General features: G+C 67.5%; 20 protein-coding genes and 2 pseudogenes. 16 read left to right on the top strand and 6 right to left on the bottom strand.

Annotated features, from left to right (window positions below; genetic code table 11):
- The first annotated feature begins 223 nt into the window (after nt 1-223).
- Nucleotides 224-1,777 (top strand): galactarate dehydratase, encoded by a 1,554-nt coding sequence (garD, locus tag BBJ41_RS26555; protein WP_069749194.1) that lies wholly within the window; start codon nt 224-226, stop codon nt 1,775-1,777.
- Between the two features lie 84 nt (nt 1,778-1,861).
- Here garD and BBJ41_RS26550 read toward each other — a convergent pair whose 3' ends face one another.
- Nucleotides 1,862-2,344 (bottom strand): Lrp/AsnC family transcriptional regulator, encoded by a 483-nt coding sequence (locus BBJ41_RS26550; RefSeq protein ID WP_069749193.1) that lies wholly within the window; start codon nt 2,342-2,344, stop codon nt 1,862-1,864.
- A 126-nt stretch (nt 2,345-2,470) separates the two neighbouring features.
- Between BBJ41_RS26550 and BBJ41_RS26545 the strand changes: the two genes are divergently transcribed.
- From BBJ41_RS26545 to BBJ41_RS26525, 5 genes are all read left to right on the top strand, one after another.
- Nucleotides 2,471-3,601 (top strand): branched-chain amino acid ABC transporter substrate-binding protein, encoded by a 1,131-nt coding sequence (locus tag BBJ41_RS26545; protein WP_069749192.1) that lies wholly within the window; start codon nt 2,471-2,473, stop codon nt 3,599-3,601.
- Nucleotides 3,598-5,088: an aminotransferase class IV gene (locus BBJ41_RS39665; protein WP_083281985.1), complete on the top strand. Its 1,491-nt coding sequence runs from the start codon at nt 3,598-3,600 to the stop codon at nt 5,086-5,088. Before BBJ41_RS26545 ends, BBJ41_RS39665 begins: the two co-directional genes overlap by 4 nt.
- Before the next feature lie 131 nt (nt 5,089-5,219).
- Nucleotides 5,220-5,612, top strand: coding sequence for a nuclear transport factor 2 family protein (locus tag BBJ41_RS26535; RefSeq protein ID WP_069749191.1), 393 nt, complete (start codon nt 5,220-5,222; stop codon nt 5,610-5,612).
- A 79-nt stretch (nt 5,613-5,691) separates the two neighbouring features.
- Nucleotides 5,692-6,147 carry an RbsD/FucU family protein gene (locus BBJ41_RS26530; RefSeq protein WP_069749190.1) on the top strand — a complete coding sequence of 152 codons (456 nt, stop codon included), beginning with the start codon at nt 5,692-5,694 and terminating at the stop codon, nt 6,145-6,147.
- 182 nt (nt 6,148-6,329) lie between these two features.
- Nucleotides 6,330-6,767, top strand: a complete 438-nt coding sequence (locus tag BBJ41_RS26525) for a DoxX family protein (RefSeq protein ID WP_069749189.1) — start codon at nt 6,330-6,332, stop codon at nt 6,765-6,767.
- Between the two features lie 99 nt (nt 6,768-6,866).
- On the opposite strand, the gene BBJ41_RS26520 is transcribed toward BBJ41_RS26525, so the two are convergent.
- Together BBJ41_RS26520 and BBJ41_RS26515 are read right to left on the bottom strand one after the other, a co-directional pair.
- Nucleotides 6,867-8,177 (bottom strand): MFS transporter, encoded by a 1,311-nt coding sequence (locus BBJ41_RS26520; RefSeq protein ID WP_069749188.1) that lies wholly within the window; start codon nt 8,175-8,177, stop codon nt 6,867-6,869.
- 315 nt (nt 8,178-8,492) lie between these two features.
- Nucleotides 8,493-9,628, bottom strand: a pseudogene (locus BBJ41_RS26515) (branched-chain amino acid ABC transporter substrate-binding protein).
- 625 nt (nt 9,629-10,253) lie between these two features.
- Here BBJ41_RS26515 and BBJ41_RS26505 point away from each other — a divergent pair.
- The gene (locus BBJ41_RS26505; protein WP_069750384.1) at nt 10,254-11,048 is read left to right on the top strand and encodes an AraC family transcriptional regulator; all 795 of its coding nucleotides are present in this window, start codon (nt 10,254-10,256) and stop codon (nt 11,046-11,048) included.
- Nucleotides 11,049-11,133: 85 nt separating this feature from the next.
- On the opposite strand, the gene BBJ41_RS26500 is transcribed toward BBJ41_RS26505, so the two are convergent.
- Together BBJ41_RS26500 and BBJ41_RS26495 are read right to left on the bottom strand one after the other, a co-directional pair.
- On the bottom strand, nt 11,134-11,397 hold the full coding sequence (locus BBJ41_RS26500) for a hypothetical protein (RefSeq protein ID WP_069749186.1): 264 nt from the start codon (nt 11,395-11,397) through the stop codon (nt 11,134-11,136).
- A 287-nt stretch (nt 11,398-11,684) separates the two neighbouring features.
- On the bottom strand, nt 11,685-13,577 hold the full coding sequence (locus BBJ41_RS26495; RefSeq protein WP_069749185.1) for a bifunctional sugar phosphate isomerase/epimerase/4-hydroxyphenylpyruvate dioxygenase family protein: 1,893 nt from the start codon (nt 13,575-13,577) through the stop codon (nt 11,685-11,687).
- A 257-nt stretch (nt 13,578-13,834) separates the two neighbouring features.
- Between BBJ41_RS26495 and aroQ the strand changes: the two genes are divergently transcribed.
- From aroQ to BBJ41_RS26480, 3 genes are read left to right on the top strand one after another with little or no spacing between them, the layout of a single operon-like run.
- On the top strand, nt 13,835-14,290 hold the full coding sequence (gene aroQ, locus BBJ41_RS26490; RefSeq protein ID WP_059528374.1) for a type II 3-dehydroquinate dehydratase: 456 nt from the start codon (nt 13,835-13,837) through the stop codon (nt 14,288-14,290).
- On the top strand, nt 14,287-15,141 hold the full coding sequence (locus BBJ41_RS26485) for a shikimate dehydrogenase (protein ID WP_069749184.1): 855 nt from the start codon (nt 14,287-14,289) through the stop codon (nt 15,139-15,141). The genes aroQ and BBJ41_RS26485 overlap by 4 nt, the downstream gene beginning before the upstream one ends.
- Before the next feature lie 33 nt (nt 15,142-15,174).
- Nucleotides 15,175-16,533 carry an MFS transporter gene (locus BBJ41_RS26480; protein ID WP_069749183.1) on the top strand — a complete coding sequence of 453 codons (1,359 nt, stop codon included), beginning with the start codon at nt 15,175-15,177 and terminating at the stop codon, nt 16,531-16,533.
- Nucleotides 16,534-16,621: 88 nt separating this feature from the next.
- On the opposite strand, the gene BBJ41_RS26475 is transcribed toward BBJ41_RS26480, so the two are convergent.
- Complete coding sequence (locus BBJ41_RS26475) at nt 16,622-17,731, bottom strand: 2-aminoethylphosphonate--pyruvate transaminase (protein ID WP_069749182.1); 1,110 nt, start codon at nt 17,729-17,731, stop codon at nt 16,622-16,624.
- 257 nt (nt 17,732-17,988) lie between these two features.
- On the opposite strand from BBJ41_RS26475, the gene phnS reads away from it, so the two are divergent.
- The 6 genes and pseudogenes from phnS to phnY all read left to right on the top strand — a co-directional run bounded on the left by phnS (nt 17,989) and on the right by phnY (nt 24,720).
- Nucleotides 17,989-19,080: a 2-aminoethylphosphonate ABC transporter substrate-binding protein gene (phnS, locus tag BBJ41_RS26470; protein ID WP_044845726.1), complete on the top strand. Its 1,092-nt coding sequence runs from the start codon at nt 17,989-17,991 to the stop codon at nt 19,078-19,080.
- 34 nt (nt 19,081-19,114) lie between these two features.
- Nucleotides 19,115-20,217: pseudogene (gene phnT / locus BBJ41_RS26465) on the top strand (2-aminoethylphosphonate ABC transport system ATP-binding subunit PhnT).
- A complete protein-coding gene (phnU, locus tag BBJ41_RS26460; protein ID WP_083281984.1) occupies nt 20,195-21,115 on the top strand; it encodes a 2-aminoethylphosphonate ABC transporter permease subunit in 921 nt (306 codons plus the stop codon). The pseudogene phnT and the gene phnU overlap by 23 nt, the downstream one beginning before the upstream one ends.
- A complete protein-coding gene (phnV, locus tag BBJ41_RS26455; protein WP_069749180.1) occupies nt 21,105-21,965 on the top strand; it encodes a 2-aminoethylphosphonate ABC transport system, membrane component PhnV in 861 nt (286 codons plus the stop codon). The genes phnU and phnV overlap by 11 nt, the downstream gene beginning before the upstream one ends.
- The gene (gene phnA, locus BBJ41_RS26450; RefSeq protein ID WP_069749179.1) at nt 21,962-23,269 is read left to right on the top strand and encodes a phosphonoacetate hydrolase; all 1,308 of its coding nucleotides are present in this window, start codon (nt 21,962-21,964) and stop codon (nt 23,267-23,269) included. Before phnV ends, phnA begins: the two co-directional genes overlap by 4 nt.
- Complete coding sequence (gene phnY, locus BBJ41_RS26445; RefSeq protein ID WP_069749178.1) at nt 23,266-24,720, top strand: phosphonoacetaldehyde dehydrogenase; 1,455 nt, start codon at nt 23,266-23,268, stop codon at nt 24,718-24,720. Before phnA ends, phnY begins: the two co-directional genes overlap by 4 nt.

The following is a 24,720-nucleotide window of genomic DNA, read 5'->3' as shown; positions in this document are numbered from 1 at the left end:
GTCGTCCGTCTAGCGCGAGTGCTGGGTTCGTCGGGAACGGCATACGTGCCACATTGGCGATGTCGTTGTATGTCATCGTACAACGAGGGAGGGGGTGACGCAAGCGATTTGCTCGGCGCAGAATGGTAGGGTCTTTCCGGATAAGGGTTTACGCAGCATCGTCGATTGGCTTCCAATGTCGTATGATGACTAACGATTTGACCGGTAGCTTCCAGGAATTCCGATGACAGCTTCCCCTCTCTACATCCGCGTGCATCCGGACGACAACGTCGCGATCGTCGTCAACGACGGCGGCTTGCCCGAAGGCGCGACGTTTGCCGACGGGCTGACGCTGCGCGAAGGCGTGCCGCAGGGGCACAAGGTCGCGCTCGCCGATCTCGCGGCCGGCGACCCGATCGTCCGCTACAACGTGGTGATCGGCTATGCGCTGGCCGACCTGCCGCGCGGCAGCTGGGTCAACGAGCGCACGATGCGCATGCCCGAGCCGCCGGGGCTCGACGACCTGCCGCTCGCGACGCGCGTCGCGCCGCAGTTGCAGCCACTCGAAGGCTATACGTTCGAGGGCTTCCGCAACGCGGACGGCTCGGTCGGCACGCGCAACATCCTCGCGATCACGACGACCGTGCAGTGCGTGTCGGGCGTCGTCGAGCACGCGGTGAAGCGGATCAAGGACGAACTGCTGCCACGCTATCCGAACGTCGACGACGTGGTCGGGCTCGAGCATACGTACGGCTGCGGCGTCGCGATCGACGCGCCCGACGCCGACATCCCGATCCGCACGCTGCGCAACATCAGCCTGAACCCGAACTTCGGCGGCGAGGTGATGACGGTCAGCCTCGGCTGCGAGAAGCTGCAGCCCGAGCGCCTGCTGCCGCCCGGCACGATTCCGGTGACCGCCGACGGCGCGGCCGACAACGGCGGCGTCGTGTGCCTGCAGGACGCCGCGCACGTCGGCTTCAATTCGATGATCGACTCGATCATGGCGATGGCCGAATCGCATCTCGAGCGGCTGAACCGCCGCCGCCGCGAGACGTGCCCGGCGTCGGATCTCGTCGTCGGCGTGCAGTGCGGCGGCAGCGACGCGTTCTCGGGGCTCACCGCGAACCCGGCCGTCGGTTTCGCGGCCGATCTGCTCGTGCGCGCGGGCGCGACGATCATGTTCTCCGAGGTGACCGAAGTGCGCGACGGCGTCGCGCAGCTCACGTCGCGCGCGGCGAACGAGGACGTCGCACGCGAGATCATTCGCGAGATGGACTGGTACGACCGTTACCTGCAGCGCGGCCGCGTCGACCGCAGCGCGAACACGACGCCCGGCAACAAGAAGGGCGGCCTGTCGAACATCGTCGAGAAGGCGATGGGCTCGATCGTGAAGTCGGGCAGTGCGCCGATCGCCGGCGTCGTGCGCCCCGGCGATCGTGCGCGGCAGAAGGGGCTGCTGTACGCGGCGACGCCCGCGAGCGACTTCATCTGCGGCACGCTGCAGCTCGCGGCGGGGATGAACCTGCACATCTTCACGACCGGGCGCGGCACGCCGTACGGCCTCGCGCAGGTGCCGGTCATCAAGGTCGCGACGCGCAGCGATCTCGCGCGCCGCTGGCACGACCTGATGGATCTCGACGCGGGGCAGATCGCGACCGGCGCGGCCACGATCGAGGACGTGGGCTGGGAACTGTTCCGGCTGATGCTCGACGTCGCGAGCGGCAAGCGCCGCACGTGGGCCGAGCAATGGAAACTCGCGAATGCGCTGACGCTGTTCAATCCGGCGCCGGTGACCTGACGCGCGCGGTAACGACGGCAGACGATGCGGGCGCCTGAGGGCGCCCGTTTTCGTTTTGGCGCCCGTACCGGCGACGGGCGATCGTCACTCGATGCCGATCGGCAGCGACAAACCGACCTTGACGCGCGACATCACGACCATCGTCTCGAAGTGGCGGATGTTGTGGTGCTGGCGGAACACGCGCGTGGAAAATTCTTCGTAGTGGTCGATGTCGCGCATCGCGATCATCAGCACGAAATCGGCACGGCCCGTCACCACGTAGCACTGCATGACTTCCGGCAGCGATTTCAGGAACCGCTTGAATTCGTCGAGCAGGTCGACCCGTTCGCGCTCGACCTGCACGAGCACGAGCATCGTCAGCGGGAGTCCGACCTTGTTCGGATCGACGACGGCAACGTCCTGCTGGATGTAGCGCTCGTCGCGCAGCCGCTTCACGCGGCGCAGGCAGGCGGGCGGGCTCAGGCCGATCTCGGCGGCGAGCGCCTGGTTGGTGATCTGGTTGTCGTGCTGGAGGCGGGCGAGGATCCGCAGGTCGAAATCGTCGAGCGGCGCGGCGGCGGGATTCATCGGATTTCCTTCGGAGAGAAAAAACGAAACAAATTCACGGATGGAGCCGCCTGATGTTTATCGGATTTCGCGACGGCTGCCGATAATCGTAGCACCCGTCAACGACGAAGCTGCGAGGAAAACATCATGCGTTCCCGATATCTGCTGCTGGCGCTTGCGCCGCTTGTGCTGGCCGTTCCCGCGTTCGGCGCGGATACGGTCGTCGTGGGTTTTGCCGGCGCGCTCACGGGCGCGCAGGCCCATTTCGGCGAGGACAGCGCGCGCGGCATCCGGCTCGCGATCGACGAAATCAACGCCGGCCATCCGAGCGTCGGCGGGCATCCCGTGACGTTTGCGCTCGACGCGCAGGACGACCAGGCGGACCCGAAGGTCGCGACGACGGTCGCGCAGCGTTTCGTCGATACGCACGTGAGCGCGGTGATCGGCCACCAGAATTCGGGGACGTCGATCGCCGTCGCGCGGCTCTATGCGACGGCGAGCATCGCGGAGCTGACGCCGTCGGCCACCAATCCGGCGTTCACGCGCCTCGGCTATCGCACCACGTTCCGCCTGCTCGCGAACGACGACTTCCTCGGCCAGGCCGTCGCCCGCTATGCGGTCGAGCACCTGCATGCGCGCCGCGTGGGTGTCGTCGACGATCGCACGGCCTACGGGCAGGGCATCGCGGACGTGTTCGTCGGCGGGCTCGGCAAGGCGGGTGTCGCCGTCGTCGCGCGCGAATACACGACCGACAAGGCGTTCGACTTCGGCGCGCCGCTGACGCTGCTCAAGGGCCACGCGCCCGACGCGATCTTCTTCGGCGGCATGGACACGCAGGGCGGGCCGATGCTCAAGCAGATGAAGAAGCTGCAGATCGCTGCGCCGCTGCTCGGCGGCGACGGGCTGTGCACGCAGGAGATCATGAAGCTCGCCGGGGACGCGCTCGACGGCAATCTCGTGTGCGCGGACGGCGGCCGAAGCCTCGCGACGATGCCGGGCGGCCTCGCGTTTGCGGCGCGCTTCAGGCAGAAATACGGCGCGCCCGTGCAGCTCTACGCGCCGTATGCGTACGACGCGATGATGGCCGTCTATCGCGCGGTGATGCTCGCGCAGTCGACCGATCCCGCGAAGATCGTCGAGGCGCTGCATCGTGTGGATTTCCAGGGTGTGACCGGTCGGATCGCGTTCGATGCGAACGGCGAACTGCGCAATCCGGCCGCAACGATTTCGACCTTCAAGGGAGGCAACAAGGTGACTTTGTCGGAGGTGGTCAAATGAATATGCGGATTCTTCCCGTGGGCACCGTATCGCTGCGCGACGTCGCGCGGCCGGTCGGCAACGTCGCAGCACCCGCCGTGCGCGAAGCGGCGGCCGCGCTGGGCGCCGCGTTGCGCGCGTTTCGCGACGAACACGGCTTCGGCCGCGCGGTCGCCGCGCCGCAGATCGGCATCGGGCAGCGGATGATCGCGCTCGCGCTGGACGGCTGGCCCGACGTGATCGTGAACCCCGAGATCGTGTGGCGCAGCGACGCGCGGATGACGCTGTGGGACGACTGCATGTGCTTTCCCGACCTGCTCGTGCGCGTCGAGCGCCATGCGTCGGTGAGCGTGCGCTACACGACGCTCGACGGCGCGCCGCATCAACACGACGCACTGTCGCCCGATGTGTCGGAGCTGATGCAGCACGAGATCGATCATCTCGACGGCAAGCTGTCGTTCGATCGCGCGGCAGGGCCGAATGCGGTCGTGCATCGCAGCGTGTTCGATGCCGATCGCGCGTCGTTTGCTGCGCAGGTCGATTACGTCCCGAACGTTTCCGGAGCGCCGCATATGGCACCGCATGGCGTACCGCCGGTCGCAGCACCCGCGTTCCCGCCGGGCGCCGCGTACATGAACGGCCGCTTCATCCCGATTGCCGACGCGCGCGTGTCGGTGCTCGACTGGGGTTTCCTGCATTCCGACGTCACGTACGACACCGTGCACGTATGGAACGGCCGTTTCTTTCGTCTCGACCTGCATATCGCGCGGTTCCGGCGCTCGCTGGCGAAGCTGCGCCTGAACGTGCCGCTGAGCGACGATGCGCTGCGCGACATCCTCGTCGAGTGCGTGCGCCGCTCGGGGCTGCGCAATGCGTACGTCGAGATGCTGTGCACGCGCGGCGCATCGCCGACCTTCAGCCGCGACCCGCGCGACGCCGTGAACCAGTTCATCGCGTTCGCCGTGCCGTACGGTTCGGTCGCGAACGAGCGGCAGTTGCGCGAAGGGCTTCATCTGCACCTGATCGACGACGTGCGGCGGATTCCGCCCGAATCGGTCGATCCGCAGATCAAGAACTACCACTGGCTCGACCTCGTCGCGGGGCTGTTGAAGGGTTATGACGCGGGCGCGGAGTCGGTCGTGCTGAAGTGCACGGACGGCAGCATTGCCGAAGGCCCCGGATTCAACATCTTCGTCGTGCGCGACGGCCGGCTGCTCACGCCCGATCGCGGCGTGCTGCACGGCATCACGCGGCAGACCGTATTCGATCTGGCCGCGTCGATGGGCATCGACGCGCAGGCCGGCCGCGTCGACGATATGCAACTGTGCGACGCGGACGAAGTGTTCATCACGTCGACGGCCGGCGGGATCATGCCCGTCACGCGGCTGAACGACGCGGCGATCGGCGACGGCCGGCCTGGCCCGACGACGCGCCGGCTGTTCGATGCGTACTGGGCGAAGCACGAGGACCCGGCGTGGAGCCTGGCGGTCGACTACGCGGGCGGCTGAGCGCGGCGGCGCGGGCGCGATTTCCTTACCTCGCACGTAATCGACCGCCCGCGCGAGGCCGGCGACGATGGCGGCACGCGGACACGAAACGTTCGCGACATCGTCCCCTCATCGATACAAGGAGCCTCGCCATGAACACCGCCCAATCCGCCCCGTCCGTTCACGCCGACCTGATCGACCGCTACTTCGACGCGTGGAACGAACCCGATGTCGCCCGCCGGCGCGCGCTGATCGATGCGACCTACGCGAGCGACGCGGCCTATCGCGATCCGCTGATGGCCGGCGACGGTCACGCGGGCATCGACACGATGATCGCCGCCGTGCAGGAGCGTTTCCCTGCGTACCGCTTCCGCCGCACGACCGACGTCGATGCGTTCGGCCAGCACCTGCGCTTCTCGTGGGCGCTCGTGTCGCCCGACGGCGCGGCGATCGTGAAGGGTTCGGACTTCGGCGTCGTCGACGCATCGGGCCGCTTCGCGTCGGTCACGGGTTTCATCGACGAAATGCCGGCCGCGGCGTCGTGACGCGCGTTGCGTATTCGCGGCGGCCGTCGGGATCGGGTAACGTTACGCGGTTCGTTCCTGATCCCGGAGACTTGCCGACATGCTGAAAAATCTCGACCCGCTGCTGCACGCCGACATCCTGCACACGCTGCGCGCGATGGGCCACGGCGACGAAATCGCGATCTGCGACGCGAATTTCCCGGCGGAATCCGTCGCGGAGCATACGGTGGTCGGCCGCGCGCTGCGGATCGACGGCGCCGATTCGGCGCGCGTCGTGCGCGCGGTGTTGTCCGTGCTGCCGCTCGATACCTTCGTCGATGTGCCGGCGTGGCGGATGGAAGTCGTCGGCGATCCGTCGGCCGTGCCGCCGGTGCAGCGCGAGGTGCAGGCCGAGATCGACCGCGCGGAAGGGCGCGCGGTGCCGCTCGCGGGCATCGACCGTTTCGCGTTCTACGAGCGCGCGCAGCAGGCGTATGCGGTGATCGTCACCGGCGAGCTGCGCGGCTACGGCTGCTTCATCTTCAAGAAAGGCGTGCTGTTGAGCGACGCGGGCTAAACGCCGCTTTTCCGTTTTTCCGTGCCGCCGCCGTGTAAAGATTTGCTACAACCTTTTTCTTGGACACGGCCGAAAGTCCCTCTATGCTGGCCCATTTGCCGCGGGCGCTGTAGCGCCGCACGGCCCCGAGCCGCCCGGGCGCGCCCCGTGCGGCCGGCCGAATTGCATACGAGGAGAGAGGCATGACGCGTTCCGTCGATTCCGGCGTCATTTTTTTCGCGCGCCTGGCGCTGGCGGCGTTGTTCCTGTGGGGCGGCGTGATGAAGCTGCTCGGCTACGGCGATTTCATCGGTTACCTGCATACGCTGAACGTGCCGTATCCGCAGGTCACCGGGCCGATCGTCGTCGCGATCGAGGGGCTCGGCGGGCTGCTGCTGATCGTCGGCTACAAGGTGAAGCCGCTTGCGCTGTTGATGGCGTTCTATACGGTCGCGACCGCGATGGTCGGGCACAATTTCTGGGACGCGACGGACGCCGCGGTCCAGCACGACATGGTGATCCACTTCTGGAAGAACATCGCGATCGCCGGCGGCTTCCTGCTGCTGTTCGTCACCGGCGCCGGCGGCGCGAGCATCGACGGCTTGCGCCGGTCGAGTTCGTCTTACGGCGGGCTGCGCTGATCCAGCGCGCGCCGTTGCGCTGAAGCAAAAAGAAAGGGCCGAATCCCGCATGCCGCGGGATTCGGCCCTTTGTTCATGATGCCGCGTACGCGGCGACGCTCAGTGCGTGTCCTTCACGTCCTTCGCATCCTTCGCGAACTGCACGGCGATCGCACCGAGCACGCAGATCACCGCGACGTACACGACCGGCGCGAGCGGATTCGACTTCATCATCAGCGACACGATCACCGGCGTGAGGCCGCCGAAGATCGCATACGCGACGTTGTACGAGAACGAGATGCCCGAGAAGCGCACGACGGCCGGGAAGCTCTTGACCATCACGAACGGCACGGCGCCGATCGTGCCGACCATGAAGCCCGCGATCCCGTAGTAGAGCGGCAGCGTCGACGCGTCGGCCGCGACCTGCACGAACAGCAGGTAGTAGCACGCGGCCAGCCCGAGGCCGCCGATGCCGAGCACGCGCTTCGCGCCGATCAGGCCCGCGAGCGAACCCGCGGTGATGCAGCCGACCGTCAGGCACAGCGTCGCGACGCTGTTCGCGAACAGCGTCGTCGCGGGCGTCAGGTGGAACTGCTTCTGCAGCAGCGCGGGCGTCATCAGGATCACGACCACGATCGCGGCCGACAGCATCCACGTGAGCAGCATCGACACGATCACCGCGCGGCCGTGATCGCGCAACACGGCCTTCAGCGGAATCTCGGCCGCCAGCGCCTTCTTCGCCTTCATCTCGGCGAACACCGGCGTTTCATGCAGCCAGCGGCGCAGGTACACGGAGAACAGGCCGAACACGCCGCCGAGCAGGAACGGGATGCGCCATGCGAACGCACCGACTTCGGCGGTCGAGTAACGGCTGTTGATGCCGGCTGCGACGAGCGAGCCGAGCAGGATGCCGGCCGTGAGGCCCGCGGTCAGCGTGCCGCAGGCATAGCCGATGTGGCGCGACGGCACGTGCTCGGACACGAACACCCACGCGCCCGGCACTTCGCCGCCGACCGCCGCGCCCTGCAGCACGCGGAACAGCAGCAGCAATACCGGCGCGAGGATGCCGATCGTGTCGTAGGTCGGCAGCAGGCCCATCAGCAGCGTCGGCACCGACATCATCAGCACGCTCAGCGTGAACATCCGCTTGCGGCCGAACAGGTCGCCGAAGTGCGCCATGATCACGCCGCCGAGCGGGCGTGCGAGATAGCCGGCCGCGAAGATGCCGAACGTCTGCAACTGGCGCAGCCAGTCGGGAATGTCGTGCGGGAAGAACAGCTGTCCTATCGCCGGGGCGAAGAACACGAAGATGATGAAGTCGTAGAACTCGAGGGCGCCGCCGAGTGCGGCAAGGCCAAGGGTCTTGTAGTCGCTGCGCGTGAGCGCGCGTTCGGCGGCGCGAGGCACGCCGCTCAATTCGGAAGCTTGCATGGTCAGGACGATCGGTTTTCGAATGTTGTTGTCGGTGCTGCGTCTCCAGGGCCCGCTATCGGCATGGACTGACAAGGCGCGGCTTGCGTCGTCGAAACGTGCCGGGTGCCGGATAAGGCACGAGACACGCACCGTCGCACCGGGATGGGGCGCGGCGGGGACGAAGCGTCAAAGCGGGTGGGAGGATTCTACAGGAGCGCGAAATGCGCGCGCGCGGGTGTGCGCCGAGGAAGGCTTCGGGCCGTGCGGCCGAAGCGCGCGGCGCGGGCGGCCGGTGAGCCGCGGGTCGCGCCGCGCGGGGCAGGGTGCCGCGTATCAGTTGCCGGCGATCGTATCGACCGGCTTGAACGCGCCGTGCTCGACCTTGTAGATCGTGACCGGCGCATCCTTCAGGTCGCCCTTCGCGTCGTACGCGATGCTCGGGCCGACACGCCCTTGACCGACACCTTGCCGAGATACGGCGCGTACACCTTCGGGTCGGTCGAGTTCGCGTTCTTCATCGCGGTGAGCAGCGCGATCGTGCCGTCATACGAGTACGGCGAGTAGGTGATCACGTCTTCGTTGAAGCGCGCCTTGTAGCGTGCCGCATAGCCGGAGAAGCCCGGCATCTTCTCCTTCGGCAGCCCGCCCATGTAGACGATCGCGCCTTCGGCCGCGTCGCCGCCGACCTTCAGGAACGTCGGCGAGCGCGACATCTCGCCCGTCACGAACGCGGCTTTCATCCCGAGCTGGCGCATCTTGCGGATCATCGGCGACGATTGCGCATCGCCGCCGCCGTAGAAGATCGCGTCGGGATTGACGCCCTTCAGGTTGGTCAGGATCGCCGAGAAGTCGAGCGCCTTGTCGTTCGTGAAGTCGCGCTTGATGATCGTGCCGCCCGCCGCCTCCACGGCCTTCGCGAATTCGTCGGCGATGCCCTGGCCGTAGGCCGTGCGGTCGTCGATGATCGCGATGCGCTTGAAGCGCAGCGTCTTCACCGCGTACGTGCCGACGATGCGGCCCGCTTGCGCGTCGCTCGTCAGCAGCCGGAACGTCGTCTTGTAGCCGCGCGCGGTGTATTGCGGCGACGTCGCCATCGAGATCTGCGGCAGCCCCGCGCGATCGTACAGGTCGGATGCCGGAATGCTGGTGCCCGAGTTGAAGTGGCCGATGACCCCGCTCACGTTGTCGTCGATCAGCCGCTGCGCGACGGTCGTGCCGGTGCGCGGGTCGGCCTGGTCGTCCTGCGAGTCGAGCTGGAACGTGACCGGCTTGCCGCCGATCGTCGGATGCGTCGCGTTGAAGTCGGCGATCGCCAACTGCACGCCCTTCTGCATGTCGGTGCCGTAGTTCGATTGCGGGCCCGTCAGCGGTGCGGCGAAACCGATCTTGACGACGTCGGCGGCGATGGCGTGTGCGCCCGACAGTGCGCAGGCGGCAGCCAGCGCGACGTGCGATACCTTCAGCTTCACTTTCACTTCCCCTTGATGGCGTGGTTGGGCCGCCGCCGGCTTGCGGGCCGGTGCGGTAAACCGGGCGAGACGTATCGGTCGGCAGGCCGGTGCGAAGGCCGTGCAGGTTCGCCGTGCGTTGCCCGGGCTGTGCCGGAATCGGCGCGCGCTGTGGCGGATGCGGCAGGCCGTGCGCGCCGATTGCTGCAGCGGCGGGATGTCGTCTCGTAACCGTGAAGCAAAGTCTAGGTAGCGAAAATGCGCGCGTCTTGCGCGTTCGGTGCGCAGCCGGCGACGATATCGGCATATCGTCGATAACCCTGATATATGCCGAAATCGTCACGCTGAATGCGCAAACGCGCCAAGACGCGGTACGCCCGCATTTTTAGGATGGGGGATTCGGGCGCGCGTGGCCGGTGCGGCGACGCGGTACGCCGGCAGCGGCGCGGGCGGATTCGCGGTCAGCCGCCGAACGCGCGTCGAAGTGGTTGCGTACACAACTTGCATCGATTGCCGGCGACGGCCGGCCGGCATGCGCGGCGCGACCGGCTGCTGCCCGCTTGCCTGCCCCGCGATCGGCGCGACGCGATCGAAGGGGTGCTTCTATAATCGACGCCATCTGCCACATCGCTTCGCGGATGTCGGGATGACAACCTTGCTTGCCGTACCGCCCATGAGCCTGTCCGACACGTTGCGCTACCAGCCCGACAACGCCGATTTCGGCGCGATGCTCGCGCACTTCCGCCTGCTCGAACCGGTACTCGATGCGTTGCCCGACGTCGCCTTCTTCGTGAAGGACGAGAACGGCCGCTACGCGCTCGTCAATCGCACGCTGGCGATGCGCTGCGGCTACAAGGACAAGCGCGACCTGCTCGGCAAGACGACCGACGAAGTGTTTCCGCGCCGTTTCGGCCGCAGTTATTTCGAGCAGGACATGGCGACGATCAACGCCGGCCAGCAACTGATGGACCAGCTCGAGCTGCACCTGTATCCGGGCCGCCAGCCGGGCTGGTGCCTGACCTGCAAGGAGCCGCTGCGCGACGCGGCGGGCAAGGTGGTCGGCCTGGCGGGCATCTCGCGCGACCTGAAGGCGCACGAGGGATCGCATCCGGCCTACAGCAAGCTCGCCGACGTGGTCCAGCACATCCAGGATCACTTCGTGCAGCCGCTGAACCTGAAGCAGCTCGCACAGATGGCCGGCATGTCGGTCGCGCAGCTCGAACGGTACTTCCACAAGGTGTTTCACCTGACGCCGCGCCAGGTGCTGCTGAAGACGCGGCTCGATGCGGCCACCGCGCTGCTCGTCACGCACGACAAGGTGACCGACGTCGCGGCGCTATGCGGCTACACGGATCACAGTGCGTTCACGCGCCAGTTCAAGGCGACGGTCGGCGTGACGCCGACGGAATACCGGTTGATGCTGCAGGATCGGGCAGGGTGACGCGAGACGCCGGCCGGGTCGGCGCGTCGCAGGGATCGGGGCAATGCGGGGAACGGTGAAACGGTGAAACGGGGAAAGCGTCGGCTCAGCGGTAGCCGAGCCCTTTCAGGACGGCCGTGCCGTCTTCGGTCAATCGGAAGCTGGGTGCCGTATCGGCGTCGAGCTTGACCATCTCGACGAGGCCGGCTTCTTGCAGCGCGGGTAATTCGGGTTTGGCGTTCGCGCCGATCGGCGCATGCAGCAGCACGAGCAACGTCGCGATTTCATGATGACTGAGCAGGCGGCGCAGCATCGTCTTCTTTGCAGGGGGCGCGGCCGGGCGGCCCGCGGGTGCTTCTACGGCGCTCATCGCTTTCCTCCTTTTTCGAGATATCCATCGGGTACTGGTTGCGGATGGTGCCGTCGAAGACTTAAGCGATTCTTAAAACCGTGGCGGTCGAAGGGATGCTGCGCTGCGGCAGGTATTACTGGATGTAACGCCCGCCGGACGGCCGTTCCCGGCCGCTCGCGGCCAGCCTTGCCAGGCACGGCGCGGCAAGAAATTCACCACGATGGTGCGTGCGCGCGGCGCGTGTTGCCGCGCCGGCTGGATTTTCCCGCCTGATCCGGCCCCCGGATCGTCTTTTCTTCTCTCCCTTATTTCCTGCGCTGCGCCTGCGCGGCGAGCCGCACGGCGGCGTTCGTCGCGCCGTAGCCGTCATAGCCGCCGCGCCGCTCGACGATCTCGAGCGAGAAGCGGTTGTCGACCAGTTCCGTATACGCGTGCAGGAATTCGCCGCCGTGTTCGTCGCGGTCGTACAGCAGGTGGTGCGCGCTCAAGGTGTCGATCAGTTCGTCCGGCAGCGCGTAGCGCGCGGCGAGATCGTCGTAGTAGTTCGGCGGAATGCGCAGGAACGGCACGCCGTCGGCCGCGAACGCGGCGATCGTCTTCACGATGTCGTCCGTGCGGAACGCGACGTGGTTCAACCCGGTGCCGTGGTAGCGGTCGAGCGATTCGGCGACGGCCGTGTGCCGGTCGACCGACGCGTTCAGCGCGATCCGCACCGAGCCGTCGGCGCTGCGCACCGCGCGGCTGCGCATCAACCCGTACGGGTCGGGCACGAGCCAGCTGCGCTCGGCTTCGAAGCCGAATGCCGTCTTGAAGAACAGGATCCACGTGTCGAGCGCGTCGGCCGGCAGCGCGAGGCACACGTGATCGATGCCCGTCAGCGGGCCGACTTCGCTCGGCCCGTCGATGTCGGTCAGCACGAAGTCCGATTCATACAGCGTTGGCGTGTTCGGCGCTTCGTCGACGAAATACTCGAGGCTGCCGTCCGGCGCCTTCACGCTCGGCAGCACGCGTTCGTTCGGCCCGACGCTGCCGGAGAACGGCGCGTAGCCGAAGCCGGCCGCGCGTTCGAACGCCACTTTCGCGTCGTCGACGCGGAACGCCGACGCGCACAGCGACAGCCCGTGCTGCTGGAAGAACGCATCGGCGAACGAGTCGCGCTCCGCATTCAGCACGATCGACGCGGCGCCGTGCTGGAACAGCGTCACGTCTTTCGAACGATGGCGGCCGGCGAGCCGGAAGCGCATCTTGCCGAGCCATTCGCCGACGGTTGCCGCCGCCTGCGCGTCGACCGCGAATTCGATGAACTGGAACCCGACGTGCGCGGGCGGCGCCGGCGGCGCGAACAGCGGCTGGCTGGGGGCCGGCGCGCGGCCGTCCTGCGCGAGCCGTGCGCGGGTCAGTTCTTCCAGATAGAGCAGCGAGCGATGGCCGTCGGCGGCCGTGATCGCGGTCGGCGCCGCGCGGAAGCCGTCGTTGAAGATCTCGAGCGACAGCGGCCCCGTGTAGCCCGACTCGATCACGCGTGCAGTGAAGCGCGCGAGGTCGAAGTCGCCCTGGCCCGGGAACGAGCGGAAGTGACGGCTCCATTCGAGCACGTCCATCGCGAGCTTCGGCGCATCGGCGATCTGCACGAATGCGATGCGCTCGCCGGGAATGTCGGCGATCGCGTCCGGCGAATCGTCGAGCGACAGCGTGTGAAAACTGTCGAGCGCGAGGCCGAGGTGCGGGCTGTTCACGGTATTCACGAGCTGCCACGCGTGGCCGTACCGGTTCACGACGCGGCCCCACGCGAGCGCTTCGTACGCGGCGACCACGCCGGCCTGCCGGGCGGCTTCGGCGAGCGCGCCGAGCTGGTCGACGAGCAGCCCGTCGTTGGCGATCGTGTCGGCCGACACGTTGCTGCAGACGAGGATGCGGTCGGTGCCGAGCGAATGCATCACGTCGAACTTGCGCTTGATGCGATCGAGGTTGCGCGCGAGCTGTGCCGCGCTCACGCCCTCGAAGTCGCGAAACGGCTGGAACAGCACGATGTCGAGGCCGAGATCGGCGGCCATGCGCCGGACGTCGGCCGGCGATCCGTCGAAGTAGACGAGGTCGTTTTCGAAGATTTCGACGCCGTCGAAGCCTGCGGCCTGGATGGCGGCGAGCTTCTCGGCGAGCGTGCCGGACAGTGACACGGTGGCGATCGAGCGCTGCATGGGCGAATCCTGCGAATGAGCGGGGAATGGCATCGGCCGAGCCGGCCCTGAATGAACCAGTCGTTGAGTTCCGGACGCACGCCATATCCCGAATTTACTGGGTGATTGAGACGAATTATACAAACTAACTAGGTGGTACAAATTAGCGAAAACCCGAAAAGACAGCCCGCTTGCACGGGCGCACACTAGCGCCAAATTCCGATGTTTTCGGGGCGGAGACGGTCACGGTCCGCCCCTGTTTTAGGAGCAGAAACACCATGAGCAAGCACAAGGTGCTGGTGCTGAACGGCCCGAACCTGAATCTGCTGGGGACGCGCGAACCTCATATCTACGGCGCGGAGACGCTCGCCGACGTCGAGCAGCGCTGCCGCACGGCGGCCGAAGGGCTCGGGCTGGAAATCGACTTCCGCCAGTCGAACGCCGAGCACCAGCTGATCGACTGGCTGCATGCCGCGCGTCACGACACGCACGGCATCGTGATCAACCCGGCCGCCTATACGCATACGTCGGTGGCGCTGGCCGATGCGCTGTCCGCGATCGCGAAGCCGGTGATCGAAGTGCATATCTCGAACGTGCATCGCCGCGAGGCGTTCCGCCATCATTCCTACGTGTCGGCGGTCGCCGAAGCCGTGATCTGCGGCTGCGGCACCGAAGGCTACGTGTTTGCGCTGCAGCGTCTGTCGACGCTGTTTGCGCAGGGAGCCGCGCGATGAGCCGCCCGTCGTTTCTGATCGGCCTGATCGGCCAGGGCATCGGCGGGTCGCTGTCGCCCGCGATGCACGAGGAAGAAGGATTCCGCCAGGGATTCGGCTACGTCTACCGGCGCCTCGATCTCGACGCGCTCGGCGTCACCGTCGACGCGCTGCCGCAACTGCTCGATGCCGCGCAGCGGATGGGCTACAACGGCCTGAACATCACGCACCCGTGCAAGCAGCGCGTGATCGAACACCTCGACGCGCTGTCGGACGACGCGCGCGCGCTCGGCGCGGTGAACACCGTGCTGTTCAAGGACGGCAAGCGGATCGGTCACAACACCGACTGGTCGGGCTTCGCGAAGTCGTTCCGTCGCGGCCTGCCCGGCGTGTCGCTCGAACGTGTCGTGCAGCTCGGCGCTGGCGGTGCGGGCGCGGCCGTTGCCCACGCGGCGCTGCAGATGGGTGCGACCGAACTGACGATTTTCGATGTCGACGGCACGCGTGCCGCCGCGCTCGCGGGCGAGTTGCAGCAACGTTTTCCCGCCGCGCGGGTCGCGCCGGGCGGCGATCTCGCGGCCGCGATGCGCGCCGCGACGGGCCTGATCCACGCGACGCCGACGGGCATGACCAAGCATCCGGGCCTGCCGCTGCCGGCCGAGCTGCTCCACGCGGGCATGTGGGTGGCCGACATCGTGTACTTCCCGCTCGAAACCGAACTGATCCACGCGGCGCGCGCGGCCGGCTGCGCCACGCTGCCGGGCGGCGGGATGGCCGTCTATCAGGCCGTCGACGCGTTCGAAATCTTCACCGGACGCACGCCCGACGCCGAGCGGATGTTCGATCACTTTCAGTCGCTCGTCGCGCGCTGACCCCCTTCCAGAAAGAGAGACCAGGAGACGACCATGCAGCACACCACCCACACGAGCGCCGCGCCGGCCCAGGCGGCCGGCACGGTCCGGCGCACCTCGGCGCGCTACAAGATTCTCGCGCTGCTCGCGATCGGCACGATGATCAACTATCTCGACCGCACCGTGCTGGGGGTGGCTGCGCCGCAGCTCACCAAGGAGCTCGGCATCAACGCGGCCGTGATGGGCATCATGTTTTCGGCGTTTTCGTGGACGTACGTCGCGGCGCAGGTGCCCGGCGGCCTCTTTCTCGACCGCTTCGGCAGCAAGGTCACCTATTACTGGTCGATGACGTTGTGGTCGCTCTGCACGTTCCTGCAGGGCTTCGTGCCCGGCGTCGGGACGCTGCTCGCGTGCCGCCTCGGCCTCGGTGTCGCGGAAGCGCCGTGCTTCCCGACCAACAGCCGGGTCGTCGCGACGTGGTTCCCGCAGAACGAGCGCGCGATGGCGACGGGCACTTATACCGTCGGCGAGTACATCGGCCTCGCGTTCTTCAGCCCCGTGCTGTTCGCGCTGATGGGCGCGTTCGGCTGGCGCTCGCTGTTCTGGGTGGTCGGCACGGTCGGCATCGTGTTCGGCCTGGTCTGGTGGAAGTTCTATCACGAGCCGCGCAACCATCCGGGCGCGAACTCGGAGGAGCTCGCGTACATCGAGGCGGGCGGCGGCCTCGTGCACGGCGCGCGCAAGGGCGGTAACGGTGCAAAGGCGGAAAAGGGCGGCAAGGGCGAACAGAAGCAATTCAGCTGGGCGATGGCCGGCCGGCTGCTGAGGAAGCGCCAGCTCGCGGGTATCTGCCTCGGCCAGTTCGCCGGCAACTCGACGCTCGTGTTCTTCCTGACCTGGTTCCCGACCTATCTCGCGACCGAGCGCCACATGGGCTGGCTGAAGATCGGCTTCTTCGCGGTGATGCCGTTCATCGCCGCGTCGGTCGGCGTGATGTTCGGCGGGATCTTCTCCGACTGGCTGCTGCGCCGCGGCAAGTCCGCGAACCTCGCGCGCAAGCTGCCGATCATCGCGGGCCTGCTGCTCGCGTCGACGATCATTCTCGCGAACTACGTGAAGAGCAACGAGGCCGTGATCGCGATCATGTCGGTCGCGTTCTTCGCGCAGGGGATGGCCGCGCTCGGCTGGACGCTCGTGTCGGACATCGCGCCGGACGGCCTGCTCGGCGTGACGGGCGGCATCTTCAACTTCGCGGCGAACCTCGCGGGCATCGTCACGCCGCTCGTGGTCGGCTTCGTCGTCGCGACGACCGGCTCGTTCGTCGGGGCGCTGGTGTTCATCGGCGTGATCGCGCTGATTGGCGCGCTGTCGTACATCTTCGTCGTCGGCGACATCAAGCGGATCGAGCTGTAAGCATCGTCTCCACGCACATCGTGTGCGTTGGCCCGGCGGCCGGTTGGCCGCCGGGCTTTTTTGTTTGTGCGACGCGTGGCGTGCAGCCTTACGCGCGTTGCACGGCGATGCCGAGCGACTCGACCGCCTGCGCGATCGCCGCGACCGCGCGCCGGATGTCGTCGGCATCGATCGCGCCGATGCAGCCGACGCGGAACGTCTCGAGCTGGGTGAGCTTGCCCGGATACAGGATGAAGCCCGCGTCGCGCACCGCGTCGTAGAAGCGGCGGAAATCGTAGGCCGGATGGTCGGGCGCGTGGAACGTGACGATCACGGGCGCCTGCACGCTCGCGTCGAGGAACGGCGCGAACCCGAGCGCGTGCATCGATTCGACCAGCGTCCGGCAGTTCTCCGCATAGCGCGCGCCGCGCGCGGGCTGGCCGCCTTCGGCGAGGTACTGGTCGAGCGCGGCGCGCAGCGCGGCGATCACGTGCGTCGGGGGCGTGAAGCGCCACTGGCCCGTCTTGCGCAGGTACGCGTATTGATCGTGGAGATCGAGCGCGAGCGACGGCGAGTTGCCTTCGCATGCATCGAGCGCGTCGCGCCGCACGATCGCGAAACCCATTCCCGGCACGCCTTCGAGACATTTGCCGCTCGCCGAGATCAGCGCGTCGATGCCGGTGCCGGCCAGCGCGATCGGCAGTGCGCCGAACGAGCTCATCGCGTCGACGATCAGCCGCTTGCCGTGGCGCCGGCACGCGTCGGCGATCGCGTCCAGCGGGTTCAGGATGCCGGCGCTCGTCTCCAGGTGCACGAGCGCGACGTGCGTGATGCGGGGCTCGCGTGCGAACGCGGCTTCGACCGCGGCGGCGTCGACGGCCGCATCCTCGCCGAACGACAGCGCGATCGCGTCGATGCCGAGCCGGCCGAGGATCTTCAGGATGCGTGCGCAATACGCGCCGTTGTCGGGCACGAGCACGACGCCGTCGCGCGGCACCAGCGTGCCGAGCGCGGCCTCGACCGAGAACGTGCCGCTGCCCTGCATCGGCACGCACACGTACTCATCGCCGCCGCGCGCGATGGCGACGAGATCCGCGCAGACGCTGGCCGTCAGTTGATTGAAAGCGGCGTCCCACGACCCCCAGTCATGTTGCATTGCGTGGCGGGTTGTGGCGGACGTGGTGAGCGGGCCGGGCGTCAGCAGAATCGGGTCGGACATGGTTTTTCTCCAGCAGAGGTCGAACGAAACGCCGGGCGGCATTTCTGAATGACTTGCATGATATTGGCAAAATGTGTCATTTTTTGGAAATTGTGGCATTCGTCACGGGTTTGTCATCGAACGCTGTGATCCTTCGGTTGCCGCGCGAAACCACCTTCGGCGCGGCGGCGAGGCGGGCCTTTGATCGGCTCGCCCTGAGATAACAGGAGCCGGATCGTGCCCCCGGCCGTTTGGTGTTCCGCCTACGGAGAAGTGAGATGACACTGCAGAATTCCTCGCGCGCCGCTGCCGGCGCGTTCCGCAAGCTCGCGCTGGCCGCCTGCGCCGCCGGTCTGCTGCAAGGCGCCGCGATGCCGGCGCATGCGGCAAACGCGGTCGTGCTGTACACGGCGGACGGTCTCGAGAACCTCTATCGCGATGTGCTGCCGGCTTTCGAGAAGAAGGAAGGCGTCAAGGTCAACATCGTGACGGCGGGCAGCGGCGAGGTCGTCAACCGCGCGAACATCGAGAAGAATTCCCCGAAGGCCGACGTGATCGTCACGCTGCCGCCGTTCATCCAGCAAGCCGGCCAGATGGGCCTGCTGCAGCCGTACCAGAGCGTGAACTACAAGAACGTGCCGGCGATCGCGAAGGCCGAGGACGGCACGTGGGCGACGTTCGTGAACAACTATTTCTCGTTCGCGATCAACCCGGACGTCGTGAAGAACCAGCCGAAGACGTTCGCCGACCTGCTGTCGCCGGCCTACGCCGGCAAGGTCGCGTACTCGAACCCGGCGACCGCCGGCGACGGGATGGCCGTGCTGATCCTGACCACCTCGCTGATGGGCGAAGACAAGGCGTTCGACTACCTCGCGAAGCTGTCGCAGAGCGTGAAGTTCCACACGAAGGGCACGGGCTACCTGAACGTGCTGCTGTCGCGTAACGAGATCAGCGTCGCGAACGGCGACCTGCAGATGGACCTCGACGACGCCGAACACGGCGCGCTGTCCGTCAAGCCGATCTTCCTGGCAGCGAAGGACGGCGACCAGCCGACCACGTTCCAGCTCCCGTACGGCATCGGCCTGATCAAGAGCGGCCCGAACCAGGACGCCGGCAAGAAGCTGATCGACTACCTGATGTCGACGGACGTGCAGTCGAAGGTGCCGGACATGTACGGCATCCCGGGCCGCACGGACGTGCCGCTGGCCGGCAAGAACGGCGAAGCGGTCAAGAAGGCGATCGCGGGCGTGAAGCTGATCCCGGTCGACTGGACCCAGGTGATGGCGAAGAAGCCGGTGTGGATCGAGCGCTGGAAGAAGGACGTGATCGGCAGCTCGGGCAAGCAGCTCGACGTCGTCAAGCCGAAGTGATCGGCGCACGCCGCCTGTATTAGTGAGCAAGAGGATGAACCCGGTGGAAACCACCCTGACCCATCCCGGCGCATTCGGCGCCGCCGAACCGCACGCGACGCTGCGGTCCGGCGCGCCGGGCGGCGTGCAGATCGAACACCTGAGCGTGCGCTACGGCGCACGCACGGTGCTGGAAGATCTGTCGCTGTCGATCGGCGCCGGTGAATTTCTGACCGTGCTCGGCAAGAGCGGCTGCGGCAAGACCACGCTGCTGCGCTTCATCGCCGGGTTCGTGAAGGCCGACGGCCTGACCGGCACGCTGACCGTTGCCGGACGCGACCTGACCTATGCGCCGCCGCACAAGCGCAATCTCGGTCTGCTGTTCCAGAATTACGCGCTGTTCCCGCACCTGTCGGTGTTCGAGAACGTCGCATTCGGGCTGCGCGCGCGTGGCATGGCGTCGTCGGAAGTGACGCGACGCGTCGCCGACGCGCTGAAGCTCGTGCAGCTCGGCGATGCGGGCCACCACCTGCCCGCGCAGCTGTCGGGCGGGATGCAGCAGCGCGTCGCGCTGGCCCGCGCGCTCGTGATCGAGCCGGACGTGCTGCTGCTCGACGAGCCGCTGTCGGCGCTCGACGCCAATCTGCGCGCATCGGTGCGCAGCGAACTGAAGGCGCTGCACGAGCGCCTGCCGAACCTGACCGTCGTCTGCGTGACGCACGACCGCGACGACGCGCTCGTGCTGTCCGACCGCGCGCTGCTGATGCGCGACGGCCACATCGCGCAGCTCGGCACCCCGCAGCAGCTGTACGACGCGCCGCAGGACGGCTACGTCGCCCGCTATCTGGGCCCGGCGAACCTGCTGCCGCCGCACGTGATTTTCCCGCTCGGCGATCCGCGCCACGAAGTGCGCGACAAGGTCGCGTGCGTGCGCCCCGAGCGCCTGACCGTGATGCCGCCCGCGGCGGGCGGCCTGCACGGCACGGTGTCGTCGGTCGAATGGCAGGGCGCGGATTTGTCGATCGCAGTCGTGATCGACGCGGCCCCTAACGAACCCGTGCGCGTGACGATGCAACGCGGCCGCGGCGCGGCCCCGAGCGCGGTGCGCGCGTTTCCCTGCATTACGAGGCAGACGATGTCGTCCTTATCGAGCCCTGAAGCCGGCCTGCCGCCGCACGTGCTCGCGTCGGCCGCCGCGCATGCGGCCGTCGCGCGGCGCCGCAAGCGCATGGGCGACCTGCACCTGGCTGCGCTCGCAGTCGTCGTGCTGGGCCCGCTCGTCGTCTATCCGCTGGTGCGGCTCGTGCTGTTGAGCGTGTCCGGCGATCACGGGCTGAGTTTCGCCGCGTACCGCACGTTCTTCGGCAACCCCGATACGCGCAACGTGCTGATGACGACGCTCGGCGTGCTGTTCGCGAGCGCCGGCACCGCGTCGGTGCTCGGCGTGCTGCTGGCCGCGCTGCTGTTCTTCAGGCCGTTTCCGGGCGCATCGCTCGTCACGCGCTTCCTGGAGCTGTACGTCGCGTTTCCGTCGTTCCTTGTCGCGTTCACGCTGATCTTCCTGTACGGCTCGCAAGGGTCGATCAGCATCGCGCTGCAGCACCTGTTCCATCTCGAGAATCCGCCGCTCGATTTCCTGTTCGGCATCGGCGGCGTGATTCTCGCGCAGACCGTGTTCTATACGCCGTTCGTCGTGCGGCCGACGCTCGCGTCGTTCGCGACGCTCGACCTGCGGCTGATCGAAGCCGCGCGCAGCCTCGGCGCGCCCGGCTGGATGCTCGCGCGCCGCGTCGTGCTGCCGATCGCGTGGCCGGGCATCGCCGCCGGCACCGTGCTGTGCTTCCTGCTAACGCTGAACGAATTCGGGATTCTGCTGGTGCTCGGCAGCGCGCGTCTCGTGACGCTGCCGGTCGCGATCTACAGCAGCGCGACCGTCGATCTCGACTTGCCGACCGCATCGGCTGGTGCGGTCGTGATGCTCGCGCTGTCGCTGGCGCTGTATACGGTTTATCGCCGGGTGAACCGGCGTGCGACGGGAGGGAACGATGTCCGCTGAATTCCGTATCGGGCAGGCCGTGCCGCGCCACCAGATCGGCTGGAGCGATGCGCTGCTCAAGCATGCGTCGCGTGCCGCGCTCGCGCTGGCCGCGTTCGCGTGCTTCTGGTTGTTCGTGTTGCCTGTCGTCGTCGTCGCGCTGTCGAGTGTGGCGACGCAGTGGTCGGGCACGATCCTGCCGGCCGGCTACAGCCTGCGCTGGTTCGAGCGGCTCGGGTCGCCGGAATACGACGCGCTGTTGACGAGCCTCGAGATCGGCTTCGGCGTATCGGCGATCGGCACGATCCTCGGGCTGTGGCTCGCGCTTGCGCTCGAAGGGCGCGACCGGCGCGGCCTCGGCGCGGTCGTCGACGCGCTCGTGATGGTGCCGAACGGCGTGCCGAGCGTCGTGCTCGGGCTCGCGGTGCTGATCGCGTATCACCAGAAGCCGGTCGACCTGTCGAGTTCGGCGGCGATCGTCGTGCTCGTGCAGCTCGCGCTGATTTTGCCGTTCTGCTATCGCTGCGCGGCCGCCGCGCTGCGCCCGGAGCTGACCGTGCTGCGCGAAGCCGCGGCGAGCCTCGGCGCACCGCCCGCGATGGTGCTGCGCCGCGTGCTGCTGCCGCAGCTCGTGCCGGCGCTGCGCGCGAGCCTCGCGCTCGGCTTCGCGCTGTCGCTCGGCGAACTTGGCGCGACGCTGACGGTTTATCCGCCCGGCTTCGCGACCGTGCCGATCGTCGTGATCGGCCAGGTGGAGCGCGGCTACTACCTGCCGGCGTCCGCGCTGTCGCTGCTGATGCTCGGCGCGTCGCTCGCGGCGCTGCTGCTGATCGCTGCGCGCGTGCCGCGCGGCAAGCGGGCGGCATCATGAACGCCGCGTTCGCGTTGAGGGTGGCCGGCCAGCCGGTATCGGGCAATGGTTCGACGGACCTGGCGGGACGCTCCGTCGAGGTCAACGGCCGGCGCTACCGGCTGCCGGTCGAGCCGACCGTCGTCGTCTGCGTCGACGGCTGCGAGTACGACTATCTCGAACGGGCGGTGGAAGCGGGCGTCGCGCCGTTCATCGGGCGGATGATCGCGGAAGGCACGGCGTGGCGCGCCGATTGCGTCGTGCCGACCTTCACCAACCCGAACAACCTGTCGATCGTCTGCGGTGTGCCGCCGTCGGTCCACGGGATCTGCGGCAACTATTTCTGGGACGCAACTGCCGACGGCGGGCGCGGCGCCGAGGTCATGATGAACGACCCGGCCTATCTGCGCGCCGGCACGCTGCTTGCAGCCGCCGCCGACGCTGGTGCGCGGGTGGCCGTCGTGACGGCGAAGGACAAGCTGCGCCGGCTGCTCGGCTGGCAGCTGAACGGCATCTGCTTTTCAGCCGAGAAGGCCGCGCAGGCGAATCTCGCGGAAAACGGCATCGTCGACGTGCTCGACTGGGTCGGCCTGCCGTCGCCGGACGTCTACAGCGCGGCGCTGTCCGAGTTCGTGTTCGCGGCCGGCGTGCGGCTCGCGCAGACGCGCCAGGTCGACCTGATGTACCTGTCGACCACCGACTACGTGCAGCACAAGTGCGAGCCGGGCAGCGCCGGCGCGAACGCGTTCTACGCGATGATGGATGGCTACCTCGCGCAGCTCGACGCGCTCGGCTGGGCGATCGGGCTCACGGCCGATCACGGGATGAACGCGAAGCACGATCCCGCGACTGGCCGGCCGAACGTGATCTATCTTCAGGATGCGTTCGACGGCTGGTACGGCGCGCAGGCGGCGCGCGTGATCCTGCCGATCACCGACCCGTACGTCGTGCACCACGGCGCACTCGGCTCGTTCGCGACGATCTACCTGGCGCCGGACGTCGACCGCGCCGAGGCGATGTGGCGCGTCGGCGGCCTCGACGGTGTCGAGCTCGTGCTCGACAACGCGGAAGCCGCCGCCCGTTTCGAGCTGCCGCCCGACCGGATCGGCGATCTCGTCGTGATCGGCCGCCGCGACATGACGCTCGGCACGCGCGAGCGCGAACACGACCTGTCGGGCCTCACGGTGCCGCTGCGCTCGCATGGCGGCGTGTCGGAGCAGGAAGTGCCGCTGCTGTTCAATCGCCGAATCGAGCGGGACGATCCCGCGCGTCGTCCGCGGAATTTCGACGTGTTCGATTTCGTGCTGAACCGGGTCGGGACATGATGGCGCATCCCCGACAGGATCACCCGGCGTTTCGCGCAGAGGCGCTGCGCTGGTGCGGCACGCGCGCGCCGCGCGAACGCACGTTCGACGTCACGGACCCATACACGGGCACGCGTGTCGGCACGGCGCCGCTGGCGAGCGTCGACGACGTGCGCGCGGCGTTCGACTACGCGATGGCCTACCGGCCGAAGCTCACGCGCTACGAACGTTCGCAGATCCTCGAACGTGCGGCTGCGCTGTTGCGCGAGCGCACCGAGGAAGCGTCCGATCTGATCACGCTCGAATCGGGATTGTCGAAACAGGATTCCCGCTACGAGATCGGCCGTGTGGCCGACGTGCTGAAGTTTGCGTCCGTCGAGGCGCTGCGCGACGACGCGCAAAGTTTCTCGTGCGACCTGACGCCCCACGGCAAGGCGCGGCGCGTGTTTTCGCAGCGGCAGCCGCTCGACGGCGTGATCGTCGCGATCACGCCGTTCAATCATCCGATGAACCAGGTGGCGCACAAGATCGCGCCGGCGATCGCGACCAACAACCGCGTGATCCTGAAGCCGTCGGAGAAGGTGCCGCTGTCGGCGTTCTATCTGGCCGATCTGCTCTACGAGGCCGGCTTGCCGGAACCGATGCTGCAGGTGCTGACCGGCGATCCGCGCGAGATCGCGGACGAACTCGTCACGCATCCGCATGCGTCGCTGATTACGTTTACGGGTGGCGTGGCGATCGGCAAGGCGATTGCCGCGCGGGCCGGCTACCGGCGCATCGTGCTGGAGCTGGGCGGCAACGATCCGCTGATCGTGCTCGAGGATGCCGACCTCGAACGTGCGGCATCGCTGGCGGTGCTCGGCTCGTACCGGAATTCCGGGCAGCGCTGTACGGCCGTCAAGCGGATGCTGGTGCAGCGCTCGGTCGCGCCCGCATTCACCGAGTTGCTCGTCGAAAAGACGCGCGCGTGGAAGTACGGCGATCCGTTCGATCCCGCGAACGAAATGGGCACGGTGATCGACGAGGCGGCGGCGCGGCTGTTCGAGGCGCGGGTCGGCGAAGCGGTCGCGCAGGGCGCGCGCCTGTTGACCGGCAACGTGCGGCGCGGCGCACTGTACGCGCCGACCGTGCTCGACAACGTCGATCCGTCGATGACGATCGTGCGCGAAGAGACGTTCGGCCCCGTGTCGCCCGTCATCACGTTCGACACGATCGACGATGCGATCCGGATCAGCAACGGGACGGCGTTCGGGCTGTCGTCGGGCGTCTGCACGGACAGTACGTCGGCGGTCGTGCGGTTCGTCAACGAACTGAACGTCGGCACGGTAAACGTATGGGAAGTACCCGGATACCGGATCGAGCTGACGCCGTTCGGCGGGATCAAGGATTCGGGGCTGGGTTACAAGGAAGGCGTCCAGGAGGCGATGAAGAGCTTCACGAACCTGAAGACGTTTTCGCTGCCTTGGGAGTGA

The organism is Burkholderia stabilis, assembly GCF_001742165.1.
Classification (GTDB): Bacteria; Pseudomonadota; Gammaproteobacteria; order Burkholderiales; family Burkholderiaceae; genus Burkholderia; species Burkholderia stabilis.
Note: the sequence above shows the minus strand (reverse complement) of the source record. Positions and strands in the feature narration are given on the sequence as shown.

Bases quoted from the DNA above. Each gene is read 5' to 3' on its own strand.
- garD (WP_069749194.1), top strand. From the start codon at position 224: ATGACAGCTTCCCCTCTCTACATCCGCGTGCATCCGGACGACAACGTC.
- BBJ41_RS26550 (WP_069749193.1), bottom strand. From the start codon at position 2,344: ATGAATCCCGCCGCCGCGCCGCTCGACGATTTCGACCTGCGGATCCTC.
- BBJ41_RS26545 (WP_069749192.1), top strand. From the start codon at position 2,471: ATGCGTTCCCGATATCTGCTGCTGGCGCTTGCGCCGCTTGTGCTGGCC.
- BBJ41_RS39665 (WP_083281985.1), top strand. From the start codon at position 3,598: ATGAATATGCGGATTCTTCCCGTGGGCACCGTATCGCTGCGCGACGTC.
- BBJ41_RS26535 (WP_069749191.1), top strand. From the start codon at position 5,220: ATGAACACCGCCCAATCCGCCCCGTCCGTTCACGCCGACCTGATCGAC.
- BBJ41_RS26530 (WP_069749190.1), top strand. From the start codon at position 5,692: ATGCTGAAAAATCTCGACCCGCTGCTGCACGCCGACATCCTGCACACG.
- BBJ41_RS26525 (WP_069749189.1), top strand. From the start codon at position 6,330: ATGACGCGTTCCGTCGATTCCGGCGTCATTTTTTTCGCGCGCCTGGCG.
- BBJ41_RS26520 (WP_069749188.1), bottom strand. From the start codon at position 8,177: ATGCAAGCTTCCGAATTGAGCGGCGTGCCTCGCGCCGCCGAACGCGCG.
- BBJ41_RS26505 (WP_069750384.1), top strand. From the start codon at position 10,254: ATGACAACCTTGCTTGCCGTACCGCCCATGAGCCTGTCCGACACGTTG.
- BBJ41_RS26500 (WP_069749186.1), bottom strand. From the start codon at position 11,397: ATGAGCGCCGTAGAAGCACCCGCGGGCCGCCCGGCCGCGCCCCCTGCA.
- BBJ41_RS26495 (WP_069749185.1), bottom strand. From the start codon at position 13,577: ATGCAGCGCTCGATCGCCACCGTGTCACTGTCCGGCACGCTCGCCGAG.
- aroQ (WP_059528374.1), top strand. From the start codon at position 13,835: ATGAGCAAGCACAAGGTGCTGGTGCTGAACGGCCCGAACCTGAATCTG.
- BBJ41_RS26485 (WP_069749184.1), top strand. From the start codon at position 14,287: ATGAGCCGCCCGTCGTTTCTGATCGGCCTGATCGGCCAGGGCATCGGC.
- BBJ41_RS26480 (WP_069749183.1), top strand. From the start codon at position 15,175: ATGCAGCACACCACCCACACGAGCGCCGCGCCGGCCCAGGCGGCCGGC.
- BBJ41_RS26475 (WP_069749182.1), bottom strand. From the start codon at position 17,731: ATGTCCGACCCGATTCTGCTGACGCCCGGCCCGCTCACCACGTCCGCC.
- phnS (WP_044845726.1), top strand. From the start codon at position 17,989: ATGACACTGCAGAATTCCTCGCGCGCCGCTGCCGGCGCGTTCCGCAAG.
- phnU (WP_083281984.1), top strand. From the start codon at position 20,195: ATGTCGTCCTTATCGAGCCCTGAAGCCGGCCTGCCGCCGCACGTGCTC.
- phnV (WP_069749180.1), top strand. From the start codon at position 21,105: ATGTCCGCTGAATTCCGTATCGGGCAGGCCGTGCCGCGCCACCAGATC.
- phnA (WP_069749179.1), top strand. From the start codon at position 21,962: ATGAACGCCGCGTTCGCGTTGAGGGTGGCCGGCCAGCCGGTATCGGGC.
- phnY (WP_069749178.1), top strand. From the start codon at position 23,266: ATGATGGCGCATCCCCGACAGGATCACCCGGCGTTTCGCGCAGAGGCG.